Origin of the sequence: Streptomyces sp. SID12488 (genome assembly GCF_010548275.1) — a bacterium.
In the GTDB taxonomy this organism is placed as follows: Bacteria; Actinomycetota; Actinomycetes; order Streptomycetales; family Streptomycetaceae; genus Streptomyces.
This window is the reverse complement of sequence record NZ_JAAGLT010000049.1, coordinates 1-12,408: the sequence shown is the minus strand read 5'-3', so window position 1 is coordinate 12,408 and position 12,408 is coordinate 1. Positions and strand designations below refer to the sequence as shown.

At 68.7% G+C, this 12,408-nt stretch carries 5 protein-coding genes and 8 pseudogenes; 12 read left to right on the top strand and 1 reads right to left on the bottom strand.

Translation table 11 applies throughout. The annotated features are described in order from the left end of the window. Nucleotides 1-6: 6 nt before the first annotated feature. The 10 genes and pseudogenes from G3I56_RS40575 to G3I56_RS44510 all read left to right on the top strand — a co-directional run. Nucleotides 7-141 (top strand): annotated as a pseudogene (locus tag G3I56_RS40575) (IS701 family transposase); the annotation flags it as partial. Nucleotides 142-207: 66 nt separating this feature from the next. Further along, nucleotides 208-2,300 (top strand): annotated as a pseudogene (locus G3I56_RS40570) (RICIN domain-containing protein). A gap of 438 nt (nucleotides 2,301-2,738) precedes the next feature. After that, nucleotides 2,739-3,174, top strand: a pseudogene (locus G3I56_RS40565) (MBL fold metallo-hydrolase); the annotation flags it as partial. 2 nt (nucleotides 3,175-3,176) lie between these two features. Beyond that, nucleotides 3,177-3,375, top strand: a pseudogene (locus G3I56_RS44515) (DUF4440 domain-containing protein); the annotation flags it as partial. A 345-nt stretch (nucleotides 3,376-3,720) separates the two neighbouring features. After that, nucleotides 3,721-4,023 carry a hypothetical protein gene (locus tag G3I56_RS40560; protein WP_164418237.1) on the top strand — a complete coding sequence of 101 codons (303 nt, stop codon included), beginning with the start codon at nucleotides 3,721-3,723 and terminating at the stop codon, nucleotides 4,021-4,023. Then, the gene (locus tag G3I56_RS40555; protein ID WP_164418235.1) at nucleotides 4,020-5,150 is read left to right on the top strand and encodes an ABC transporter substrate-binding protein; all 1,131 of its coding nucleotides are present in this window, start codon (nucleotides 4,020-4,022) and stop codon (nucleotides 5,148-5,150) included. Before G3I56_RS40560 ends, G3I56_RS40555 begins: the two co-directional genes overlap by 4 nt. A gap of 186 nt (nucleotides 5,151-5,336) precedes the next feature. Then, nucleotides 5,337-5,672: pseudogene (locus G3I56_RS40550) on the top strand (XRE family transcriptional regulator); the annotation flags it as partial. Nucleotides 5,673-6,044: 372 nt separating this feature from the next. Beyond that, complete coding sequence (locus G3I56_RS40545; RefSeq protein ID WP_164418233.1) at nucleotides 6,045-9,209, top strand: S8 family serine peptidase; 3,165 nt, start codon at nucleotides 6,045-6,047, stop codon at nucleotides 9,207-9,209. A 300-nt stretch (nucleotides 9,210-9,509) separates the two neighbouring features. Continuing rightward, nucleotides 9,510-9,812: pseudogene (locus tag G3I56_RS40540) on the top strand (alpha/beta hydrolase); the annotation flags it as partial. 227 nt (nucleotides 9,813-10,039) lie between these two features. Further along, nucleotides 10,040-10,302 (top strand): annotated as a pseudogene (locus G3I56_RS44510) (hypothetical protein); the annotation flags it as partial. 430 nt (nucleotides 10,303-10,732) lie between these two features. On the opposite strand, the gene G3I56_RS40530 reads toward G3I56_RS44510, so the two are convergent. After that, complete coding sequence (locus G3I56_RS40530; RefSeq protein WP_164418231.1) at nucleotides 10,733-11,110, bottom strand: type II toxin-antitoxin system PemK/MazF family toxin; 378 nt, start codon at nucleotides 11,108-11,110, stop codon at nucleotides 10,733-10,735. A 211-nt stretch (nucleotides 11,111-11,321) separates the two neighbouring features. On the opposite strand from G3I56_RS40530, the pseudogene G3I56_RS44505 reads away from it, so the two are divergent. Further along, nucleotides 11,322-11,633: pseudogene (locus tag G3I56_RS44505) on the top strand (transposase); the annotation flags it as partial. Nucleotides 11,634-11,788: 155 nt separating this feature from the next. Beyond that, nucleotides 11,789-12,163, top strand: a complete 375-nt coding sequence (locus tag G3I56_RS40520; RefSeq protein WP_164418227.1) for a nuclear transport factor 2 family protein — start codon at nucleotides 11,789-11,791, stop codon at nucleotides 12,161-12,163. Nucleotides 12,164-12,408 lie beyond the last annotated feature (245 nt).

Sequence of the window (12,408 nt, the reverse complement as noted above, 5' to 3'; positions counted from 1 at the left end):
GGACTCGAGGGACGCTCCTGGACCGGCCGGCATCACCACCTCACCCTGGCCACCGCCGCACACGCGTTCCTGACCGAGCAGCGCCTGGCACCCAAAGCCGATACAGCGGGCTCACCCTCTACCAGATCCTCGACGCCATCCGAGAACGATGTCCGACATTTCGAACTTCGACTCTCGGTCCCCTTACCCGTGAGGAAGCTGATCTGCATGTCCTGGCTCCAACACCCCCACAGCCGCCGGAAAGTCATGGCGGCCACCGTCGGCCTGTTCGCGGGCGCCACCCTGCCGGCGATGCGCGCGACGGCGGCCCCGGCGGCCCAGCAGGAGCGGTTCACCAACCCGGTGATCTGGCAGGACTTCGCCGACCTCGAGGTCATCCGGGTCGGCGATACGTACTACTACACCGGCTCGACCATGCACTACTCGCCGGGCGCGCCCGTCCTGCGCTCCTACGACCTGGTCAACTGGGAGTTCATCGGCCACTCGGTGCCGGTCCTCGACTTCGGCGACGCCTACGACCTCAAGGGCGGACAGGCGTACGCCAAAAGGGCATCTACGCGTCCACGATGCGCTACCGCCCCAGCGACAAGACCTTCTACTGGCTGGGCCAGATCAGCTGGCAGCGGTCGTACGTATACAGCGCCACCGACGCGGCGGGCCCCTGGACCCGGCACGCCGAGATCGGCAGCGTCTACTACGACGCCGGGCTGCTCTTCGACGACGACGGCACCCCGTACGTGGCGCACGGCGCCGACCAGATCCGCGTCACGCAGCTCGCCCCGGACCTGCGCACCGAGGTCAGGTCCGAGCACGTGTTCACCAAGCCCGACGAGATCCACTCGCTGGAGGGCTCCCGCTTCTACAAGATCAACGGGAACTACTACATCTTCGTCACCCGCCCGCCCAACGGCCAGTACATCTGGAAGTCCACCTCAGGCCCCTTCGGCCCCTACGAGATGCGGGAGGTGCTGTTGAACATGCCGGGCCCGATCCCCGGCGGCGGCATACCGCACCAGGGCGCGCTGGTCGACACCCCGAACGGCGACTGGTACTACATGGGCTTCATCGACGCCTATCCCGGCGGCCGCGTCCCCGCCCTGGCCCCGGTCACCTGGAACGCCGCCGGCTGGCCCGAGCTCCAGACCGTCAACGGCACGTGGGGCGACACATACCCCTACCCGGTCACCCCGCACCCGCTCCCGCCGATGACCGGCACCGACACCTTCGAGGGGACGAAACTGGCACCGCACTGGGAGTGGAACCACAACCCCGACACCGCCGCGTTCACCGTCGACAACGGACTCACCCTCAGGACCGCCACCGTCACCGACGACCTCTACAGGGCCCGTAACACCCTCACCCGCCGCATCCAGGGCCCCGCCTCCACCGCGACCGTCGTGCTCGACCGCTCCGGGATGGCGGACGGCGACCGGGCCGGACTGGCGATGCTGCGCGACACCTCAGCCTGGATCGGCGTCACGCGGCAGAACGGCGTCAGCCGGCTGGTGATGTTCGACGGCCTGGCCATGGACGCCGACTGGAACACCAGCAGTACCGGCACCGAGCGTGCCCGCGCCGACCTCCCCGCGCCCGGCAGCCGCGTCTGGCTGCGTGCCACCGCCGACATCAGCCCGGGGCCGGACCGCCAGGCGACGTTCTCCTACAGCACCGACGGCACCACCTTCACCCCGCTCGGCCCGGCCTTCACCCTGAGCGAGAGACCTCACTTCTTCATGGGCTACCGCTTCGCCGTCTTCAACCACGCCACCCAGGCCCTCGGCGGCAAAGTGCGGGTGGAACGCTTCGACTTGAGCGCGTGCGCGCCGACGGCGCAAGCAGGCACGGTGGACACGAACGCCTGGTACGTCGTGGTCAACCGCAACAGCGGCAAGGCACTGGACGTGGCGGGCGCGAGCACCGCGGACGGCGCCGCGCTCACGCAGTGGGGCCGTTCCGGCGGGACCAACCAGCAGTTCCAGTTCGTGGACTCCGGAGACGGCTACTACCGGTTGAAGGCGAGGCACTCCGGCAAGCTGCTGGACGTCTCCAGCTGGTCGACGGCCGACAACGCCGCCATCCACCAGTGGAGCGACCACGGTGGCGTGAACCAGCAGTTCCGGTTGGCGGACTCACCAGACGGATACGTCCGGTTGATCAACCGCAACAGCGGGAGAGCCGTCGAGGTACCGGGCTTCTCCTCCGCCGACGGGACCGGCATCGTCCAGTACTCGGACTGGGGCGGCGTGAACCAGCAGTGGAAGCTCGTCCGCGTCGGCTTCGTGGGCTCGCGCTCCTGCTGACACCCGGTATCCGGTTCAAGCCCACCGAAACTCCCCTGCCCCGCTGGGCAAGGGGAGTTTCGGTCTGCGCGCGCCCGAGGTCGCACAGCCGACATCGAGGTCCGAAGGGAGCGCTTTCTGCGGTGACCGGCAGATCAACAGGAAGGCACCAAAACCAGTCTTTGCCCGAGTCAGGGCACCGCTCGAAGCGGCACCAGATCATCCTCATAGTTTTCCGGACTTGAGGGTTGCGTTTCCGCTGGTGGAGCGTAGGGCGGGAGGTGCCGTGGGAATAGTGGCCTGTCGTTGTGTCGCTCCCCGGGAGGTCGTGGATGCCGGCGGTGATTGGGCTGCTGGAACAGCGTGAGCCGGGTGCACGCCGTCGCGTGGACGAGATGTGGGAGGAGGCCGACCGTATTCAGGCTGAGTTGGCCGCGGGAGCGGGAATGGCGGGAGTGGACCGGCGACCTCACCCTGGAGGGCCACCGCTTCGAACTCAAGGGTGGCTCCGAGGAACTGTCCGACCGCCACCACCTGTGGCAGGCCGAGTCCCGCGCCCTGCTGGGCGGTGTCCTGCTCTTCCAGCAGGAGCACGTCCTGGGTCGCCGACACCGCCACCCCCGCCTCTCGCGCCGCCTGGATCACGCTGCTGGACGAGATGGCCGCACTGCAGCCGGAGTTGGTCGTCCCCGCCCACCGCCGGCCCGGCACGGCGGCCGACGCCTCCGCCATCACCGCCACCCGCGACTATCTCGTCGCCTTCGAGGAGGAACTCGCCGCCGCCGACGGCGCGACGCTGACCGAGGCGCTGGTCATGCGCTACCCGGACAACGGCATGCTGATCGCCGCACAGATCGGTGCGAAGGTCACCAAGGGTGAGATGAAGTGGGGCTGACCATGGCCGAGTTCACCACCTCCACCGCTCCCTCCGACGTCGTACGGCCGTCAGTACCTAGCCTCCGCCGCCGGCGGCCTGGAGGCCCTGGGGGCCACCCTCGCCCCCGACGTGGAGTGGACGGAGATGGCCGGATTCCCGCTCGCCGGCGCCTACCGCACCCCCGAGGGCGTTACGTCCAACGTGATGGAACGGCTCGGCGTGGTGATACCGCTGTCCCAGCACAACATCGACGGTGCCGAGGGTGAGGGCGCCTGGTCGGTGACGAGGCAGGTCACGGCGAGTTGCGGGTGGTGTGAGCGCAGTGCGGTCAGTGCCGGGGCCAGGCGATCTCCCAACTCCGCCCGGACCTCCACAGGCGCCCCTTGCACTTCACGCCACGGCACCACCCACCCGGCCAACGGTGGCCGCAACAGCAGACCCAGTGCGACTCGCGTCACATCAAGTGCCCCCGTGGCAACAACATCTGCTGTGTCAGATACCGTCTTGTCAGATGAATGCTCGGGTCAGCGGGCCCCATCCTCGACCGAACAGCGAAGAGTCCTGATGAGCACACTCGAATTCACCGGCCTCGATCTGGACTTTCCGGTCGGCAGCAAGAACAGGACCGCCACCCTCGTCAACAGCGAGCGGGAGGCACTGTCGGCCGACGCCGGCCTGGCCCCCGCCGACGGCCACCGGCTCGCCTCCGACATCCCCGACTCCGGCAAGCCTCACCGCCGGTCTGCGGCGCAGACCGTACGAGACCACCGGTTCGCTGTTCCCGCTCCCACACTCCCGGCCGAGGCGGTCCGCCGCCCGTACACCGGGAACACCCCTGCCCCCACGCAGAAAGGGTTACCCCAATGACGAGCCTTCCCAGTCGACGACGACTCCTGGCTACCGGAGCGGGCGCCGCGCTCGGACTCGGCGCGCTCGGCGCCACCGCGTCCCCCGCCTCGGCCACAGCCGCACACGGCGCCCGCGCTGAGGAGACCAGGACCCTCGACGAGCTGTACCAGGCCGCCATCGCCGAAGGCGGCAAGCTCGTGATCTACGCCGGCGGCGACCTCGCCAACTCGGGCAGCGGCGCCGGCGCCCGGACCGCCTTCCGCCAGCGCTTTCCGCAGATCGACCTCAACCTCATCGTGGACTACAGCAAGTACCACGACGTGCGCGTGGACAACCAGTTCGCGACCGACACCCTGGTCCCCGACGTGGTGCAGTTGCAGACGTTGCAGGACTTCACCCGCTGGAAGCGTCAGGGGCGGTTGCTGAACTACAAGCCCGCCGGCTTCAGCAAGCTGTACAAGAAGTTCAAGGACCCGGACGGCGCCTGGGTGGCCGGCATGGTCATCGCCTTCAGCTACCTGTACGACGTGGCGGCGGCCGGGGCCGACGCGCCGCAGACGCCGCTGGACCTGGTCGACCCGCGCTGGAAGGGCGCCATCGCCTCCTCCTACCCGCACGACGACGACGCGGTGCTCTACCTCTTCGCCCTCTACGCCGAGACCTACGGCTGGGACTGGGTGGCCGACTTCGCCGCCCAGCAGCCGCAGTTCGCCCGCGGCACCTTCTCCCCCGGCACCGCGGTCACCAACAAGGAGAAGATCATCGGCGTCGGCGCGGGTGGCAACCCGCTCGCCACCAGCCCGAACCGCTGGATGATGACCGACGGGCACCCGTTCATGGCGTGGGGACAGCGAATCGCGATCCTGAAACAGGCCGCCAACCCCACGGCGGCCAAGCTCTACCTCAACTGGCAGCTGTCCACCGAGCGTCAGACCTCCAACAGCTGGTCCGTGCGCACGGACATCGCGCCGCCCACCGGCCTCAAGCCGATCTGGGAGTATCCGAACGCCAACGTGGACGGGTTCCCTCGCTTCATGGAGGACCGGGCCCAGGTCGAGCGGCTGAAGCAGACCTTCGCCCTCTACTTCGGTGAGGTCAAGGGCGACCCGACACCGGGCTGGCCCGGTCTGCACCCGGGCGCCTGACCCTCCATCAGACCCCGTACGTGGCGGGTTCGACGGCCTCGGGTTGTCACACGGCGTGGTCGGACTGCAGCCAGCAGCGACGCGGGCGCGCCGTACGCCAGCCATAGCTCGCGCTCACCACGTGCGGGGGTCCTGTTTCCAGCGACCCCCGCCAGCCATCGACGAGTTGATCGTCGACGCCCCGCCCAGCTCAAGGGCGCCAGGGCGGTTGCCCAGATGCTGCGGATCTCTCAGCGCACTGTGGAGCGGTACGTCAAAGACCAGATCAGAAAGCCGCGTCCGGACCTCGCCGCGAGCCTGGAGCGCGAGGTGAAGAAGCGGTGGCAGCCGCAGATCCGCGCCAAGTCGCGGCAGAAGGCGGCGACCACGGGCGTCATCGACACTCGCGCCCGGATCGGCTGCACCGCGCCGATCGGGACGACGGACGAGGACCGGTTCCGGCACCTAACGGTCGCGCTGCCGCCCCACTACGCCGCCCGCCTCTTCGACGCCCAGGAACAAGGCGCCACCGAACAGCAGCTCCATCCCGGTATCCGCCTCCGCCGAACTGACGACGTTTCCGGCCCCACCGCGCGAGGTGGGGCCGGAAACCGGTGACGCTAGGGCCTGTGTGACGTCGTGATCAACCGGTTGCCTTCAGGCGGTCGTTGATCCAGATCAATGGACGCTCGTGGGTCAGGTTTTTGATCTTCCTTCGCCTTCCCTTGACCGGACTTGAGAAGTTCGGAAGGTGAACGGCGAGCATCTCCGGACCGCTTGGACGGCTGGTTGTGAAGCGACTGTGAAGACCCACCGGTATGTGACAGTTCAAGATTTATTACTGGTGAGTTCCCTGTGACACTGAGGGCCGTGGGGGATCAAGGTCTTAACCAACTCGATTGAGATGGACCACAGTTGACACACCATCACATACGCCCGAGAGCTGCCGTCACCTTGCTGGCGCCGCTCCTCGCCGGAGCCCTGACGCTGACCGCCGTCACCGCTCCCACCGTCTACGCCGCCGACACCGACGCCGCCCCGGCCTTGACGGAGAGCGGCGGGAGTTTCGGCCCCGGAATGTACGTCGTGACGCTCACCGACCCACCCGTCGCCGCCTACGAGGGCGAACTGCCCCGCCTGAAGCGGACGGCACCGAAGCCCGGCAACCGGCTCGCCCCCGACTCCGACGCGATCGACGCCTATCGACGCCACCTGGACGACCGCCGCGACGAGGTCCTCGACGCCGTACCCGGCGTCAAGGCGCTCTACGACTACGACTTCACACTCAGCGGCTTCGCCGCGAAACTGACTGGCCGGCAGGCGTCGAAGCTGGCGGCGACGCCGGGGGTCGCCGCGGTGTCCCGCAGCACGGCAAGCCGACCGACGGCGGATTTCCCGCGCTCCGCCGGCTCTCCGACGCCGGACCACGGCCCCGCAGCGGAGACTGAGGGTCGAGCCGGAACCACCACGGATCGGGCCCCGGAAGCACCCGCGTCCGACGCATCCGGCACACGGAGAACCACCCCTTCCAGCTCGCTCCCCGACCTCCCCGCCATGCTGGGTCTCTCCGGCGGCAAAGGGCTCTGGTCGAAGTTCGGCGGGCCCGAGCACGCCGGTGAGGGAATGATCGTCGGCATCGTGGACACCGGCTTCGACCCGTCGAACCCGATGCTCGCCCCACTTCCGGAGCCGCGCCCCGACGCCGAGGCCATCGCCAAGAAGTGGCACGGCACGTGCGACGAGGGCACCGACCCCGACCCCGCCAACCGCGTCACCTGCAACAACAAGGTGATCGGCGCCCAGTGGTTCCGCAAGGGCGTGGCCGCGCCCACCCCCGACGACGTGGCCTCGCCACTGGACCGGGACAGCCACGGCACACACACCGGTACGACGGCCGCCGGGAACCACGGCGTCGAGGCGTCGATCCCGGGCACCGGCACCAGCGGAAAGCTCAGCGGCGTCGCGCCGGCCGCGCGGCTGGCGTACTACAAGGCCTGCTGGAGCACGAACTGCTGGGGCATGGACACCGTGGCCGCGATCGACCGAGCCGTCGCGGACGGCGTGGACGTCATCAACTACTCCATAGGCGGGGATATCACCCAACCGACCATCAAGGAGGCCATGTTCAACGCCGCCAAGGCGGGCGTTTTCGTCGCCGCCTCGGCCGGCAACAGCGGCCCGGGCACCGTCCAGATCACCGCCCCCTGGTTGACGACGGTCGCCGCGTCGACGCACGACACCGGCTACACCGCCTCACTCACCCTGGGCAACGGCCGCCGCATCACCAACCGCAGCCTGAACTCGGGCGTCCCCTCGACCCCACTGGTCAACGCCGCCGACGTGCGCAAGTCGGACGCCGACGCCGAGCAGGCCGCGCTGTGCGCGCCGGGCACGCTCGACCCGGCGCGGACCAAGGACAAGATCGTGGTCTGCGACCGGGGCGGCAACCTCTTCGTCGGGGAGAAGGCCACCGAGGTCAAGTCGGCGGGCGGCAGGGCGATCGTCCTCACCCACACGCCGACCAGCGGCATGGACTTCTTCGCCACCACCTTCGCCATCCCCCTGTTCCAGGTGAGCAAGCAGAACTCGCCGACGGTGAAGGAGTACGCGGCCACCGAGAACGCGACCGCCGGGTTCCTCCCCAGCCAAAGCCACAAGACCACCGCCCGGGACGTCACCTCCTTCTCCTCCGGCGGCCCCGACGACCACAGCCACGGCGACCTGCTCAAGCCGGACATCACCGCCCCCGGCGAAGCCGTGCCGGCGGGCACGGTGCCGGGAGGCCTGAGCGGCTACGCGGGCTCCTTCGGCTTCATGTCCGGTACGTCGATGGCGTCGCCGCACATCGCGGGCCTCGCGACCCTGCTGAAGCAGCTCCACCCCGGCTGGTCGCCGATGGAGGTCAAATCGGCGCTGATGACCACGGCGACGACGAAGGACGAGAAGGGCGACCCCGTCGGCCGCCAGGACGCCGACTCCGCCACGCCGCTCGACTACGGCTCCGGCATCCCCCGCGTCACCCGCGCCGCCGACCCCGGTCTGGTCTACGACTCCACGTCCGCCGACTGGACCGCGTACCTGTGCGCCATCGGCATCCCCCCGGCGGCGGAGAACGGCGAGGACCCCTGCGCGACGGCCACACCGCTCGACCCCAGTGACCTCAACTACCCGTCGATCTCGGTGGGCGACCTCTACGGCCACCAGACGGTAACCCGCAAGGTCACCAACGTGTCCTCCAGGACGGCCACGTACAAGGCCACGCTCCGGACCCCGCCCGGCTTCCGCGCCACGGTCACCCCGAAGCGGCTGACCCTGGCGCCGGGCGAGTCGGCCTCGTACGCGGTGGAGTTCGAACGTATGGACGCCACGTACGACACCTGGACCTACGGCTCCCTCACCCTGAGCGATGCCCACGCCCGCCACCGCGTCACCAGCCCGATCACCCTGCGCCCCACGCGGTTCGCGGCGCCGAGCGAGGTCACGGCCATCGGCCAGGACTCGGTGAAACTGACCGTCGGAGTCGGCTGGACCGGCGAACTGACAGCGAAAGCGGCCCTGTACACCGCCATGAAGACGACAGGCACCCTGACCGGCACGGACAAGTCCGACTTCCCGGAGAGCCCGCACACCAACGACGCGGTCGTGAAGCACCGCGTCCATGTCTCCGAAGGCGCCGCCTTCACCCGCGTGGCCATCACCGCCGCCGACCACCTTCCCGGCAGCGACATCGACCTCTACGTCTTCGACACCGCCGGCAACCAGATCGGCCGCCCCGACGCCGGCTCCGACGAACACACCGACCTGCCGCCCGGCGACTACGACGTCTACGTCCTCCAGTACAGACTCCCGGCCGGCACGACCAGCCAGCAGTACACCCTGTGGAGCTCAGAGGTGGGCCTGGGCGCCCCGGCGGTACGCCCCTCGGTCACCCCGTCCTCCCAGCAGGTCACCGCGGGCGACCGCCCCGAACTGACCGTGACCTGGCCGGACGCCGTACGCGGCCAACGGTACGTCGGCGTCGTGGAGTTCGGCGACGGCTCGACGACGGTGGGCCGCACACCGCTGACCGTAGCTCCGTAGCTCCGTAGCTCCGTAGCTCCGTAGCTCCAATGATCCGGACAGACCGCCCGCGAACTCCCTTGAGGTCGTGGGCGGTTCACATGCTCCTGAAGTGTCCGTGAGCGGCTTTTGTGATCAGTGGCTGTTGGGCTGGCCTGGGCTGATCAGTTTCGTGTGTTGGTGTGGGCACCTCGGTGGTGCGCGCGATTGCGGGTGCCGGACCTTGGTGTGCGGTTCTGATCTGCAATTTTGTCAGGGGTAGGGGCGAATGATCAGGTTGCGTCATCTGTATTGATCAGGAGTCAGGTTCGGTGATCGCTGGTATTTGACCGTAGCTACGAGATGGGCTGGACCGCGCTGCTCGGTGATCGGCGCGGCGGTCCGAACGTGCCCGCCCACGCCGCTCCGGCCCGGGCCGAAGACCTGTCCGGGCTGCCTCCGACCTTCCTGGACATCGGCTCCGCCGAGACCTTCCGGGACGAGACCGTCGCGTACGCCTCGCGGATCTGGCAGGCCGGCGGGGTCGCCGAACTCCACGTGTGGCCCGGCGGTTTCCACGGCTACGACATGATGGCACCGCAGGCCGAGGCGTCCCGGGCGACCCAGGCGGCACGACTGCGTTGACTGGGCCGGCTTCTCGGGGAGTGAGGAACCGCGCAGCTCACCGCGTCATGAACGGATGAGAGAGCTTGCCGGGGGCTTGACCGCGCCGCCCCGGACGCCCGGTGCCGCGTCCAGGACGGGGCGGTCGGACCTCCCGCCCATCCGTAACGGCTCGCTGCCGGGCACGACTGGAGGCGGCACCTGCAACGGTACTCACGCGCTTGCCCAGGGCGGCGGCGTCACGGACCGTCGCGGTGAACTCCCCATCCTGTCCCCAGGGCGTGTTCATCGAGACCGGGCCGCACAAGCACGCCATCCAGCAGACGTTCTTCCTGTACGTCTACGGGCGGCAACCGTGTCGAGCTGTGCAACCCGCTCACCTGGTTCGTCCTCACCCCTGACTGGCCGCTCGTCACCTGAACCCAGGCGGCACGAGCCAAAGGCCAGGCGTGGGGTCTGAAGACCATCGAGTCCTCCACACGACACGCACGACACACCGCCGGTTGACTGAGGGGACACGCTGCGGACCGGACGCGGCTCAACCGTCGCCAAGATCATTGACAAAAATGTTGCCCCTCCTGCGGCTACCCAGCGTCTGGCTACGAGGTCTCCTCCCCGAACGCCCGCCGCACCTGCTCCGCGATCAACTGGTACACCTCGCGCTCCCTGGCCTCGTCCTGGGCGTCGTAACCGTGATCGGCGCGGGTGCAGTCGTGACGGCCGACCAGCGATCCGGCCCTGCGGAGCCGGTCGGCGCAGCCACTTCCTCGGCCTTGAGGAGGTCTTACTCGGCGGTGACGACGAAGGCCGGCGCGATGCCCTGGAGGTCGGCGGTGTCCGAGGCGCGGGCGAGACCAGACGGTCGCCCCGCTGCTTCGGATCCGGGACGTACGCGCTGTCGAAGACGTCCGCCATCCACGAGCGCAGTGCCGGCTTGGCGATCACGGCCCGCTTGCCGCGGCCGGCGGTGGCGAGGTCGAGCGGCGCATAGTGCAGGACCCGAGACGAAGGGCATCCTCGATCTCGCTGAGCTTCGCGGACGACAGGACGCCCGCCTGCCCGATCAGGTCTTCCCTGGCCAGGGTGACCAGCCAAGTGCAAGGGATGAGGTCGGGACGTGGAAGTGCGACTCTCAGGACGCCTTCGAGAGGCAGGCCTTCGGGGGCACCTACTGCCACCTCAACGGCCACGCCGCTGAGATCGGTGCCCGCGGGAGCGACGACCTGCATAGCCAAGAAACCGGACGCCTCTTCTCCCGACAGCAGTACGACTGCCCGCTGCTCGTTGAAATCTGCCCACCAGACCTCGCCACGTCGCATATGTCCTCCTGATACGGGACGGCGCGCCTGCGTCGCCCCTTCGACCGCCGCCTACTTCAGGCACAGATCGTAATGTTGGCTGGTCAGGGAGCAATGCTCAGTACTTGTGGATCGGCTCCCGGGGAGTGCGCGAAGGGCGTACCTTCCCGAATGATCTACAAGTCACCGAGTAGAGGCCCGCGTTCGCAGCGCGGGTCGGGAAGGCGCGCCCGTGCTCAGCGTAGTCACTGCCGACGGCACCACCGAGACTGGTTCCCTGATCGACGAGATCGTCCGCGAGGGCGCCCTGCGGATGCCCGCCGCCGCGCTGGAGGCCGAAGTCAACCAGTACATAGCCGAGTTGGCCGCCGAGGCGGATGGGGCCGGGCGCCGTCTGGTGGTCCGCAACGGCCGCCACCGGCCCCGCACCGTGACCACTGCCGCGGGTTCCGTCGAGGTCACGGCCCCGCGCGTGACCGACAGACGGGTGGATGCGGCCACCGGAGAGCGGATGCGGTTCTCCTCGAAGATCCTGCCGCCCTGGCCCGCTGGCGCGCGGTCACCGGCGCCCATCTCATCGCCCTGGTCCGGGCGGGCGCCACGTTCGAAAACGGCGTCCTCGTCGAGCGAGAGCAGGCCACGGCCGCCTGACCCCACTTGTCACTTGTCGCGCCCCGCAAGGGAGAAGAGGACCTGTCGATGCCCGAACCCACTGCCCCGCTCACCGAGTTCCTCCGCGTCTACGAGCAGGCCACCAACAGCCACGACATCACCCAGCTCGTCCCGCTGATCGCTCCCCAGGCCGTCTACTGGTTCTCCGACGGATCCCACCGCGGCCGCGAAGCCGTCCTCTCCGCCATCGCCGAGACCTTCGCCACCATCCGCGACGAGGTCTACCAGATCAACGACGTGGAGTGGATCGCTCAAAGCGATGACCACGCGGTATGCCGATACCGGTTCGCCTGGACCGGAACCATCGACGGCCAGCCGCGGTCAGGAAGCGGCCGCGGCACCAACGTGCTCGTCAACAACGCCGGAACCTGGCAGATGCTTCACGAACACCTCAGCACATAACCAGGCAACAGCACCGATCCACAGGGATTGACAATTGCTCGCCGAACGCCGCGACGTCGCTCACGGCTACGTCACCCCAGAAGCAGCCTGAGGAGCGAACAATTCGGTCACGCAACACGCTTCCTAATGCTGTTGTCAAGCAGCTGTAGTCACTGGAGGTGTGACTTGGTAGCGCCGTCCGTCGCGGATCAGGGCCCACAGGACGTTGACGCGTCGGCGGGCCAGGGCGAGCACGGCTTGGACGT

Bases quoted from the DNA above. Each gene is read 5' to 3' on its own strand.
- G3I56_RS40530 (WP_164418231.1), bottom strand. From the start codon at position 11,110: ATGCGACGTGGCGAGGTCTGGTGGGCAGATTTCAACGAGCAGCGGGCA.
- G3I56_RS40560 (WP_164418237.1), top strand. From the start codon at position 3,721: ATGAGCACACTCGAATTCACCGGCCTCGATCTGGACTTTCCGGTCGGC.
- G3I56_RS40555 (WP_164418235.1), top strand. From the start codon at position 4,020: ATGACGAGCCTTCCCAGTCGACGACGACTCCTGGCTACCGGAGCGGGC.
- G3I56_RS40520 (WP_164418227.1), top strand. From the start codon at position 11,789: ATGCCCGAACCCACTGCCCCGCTCACCGAGTTCCTCCGCGTCTACGAG.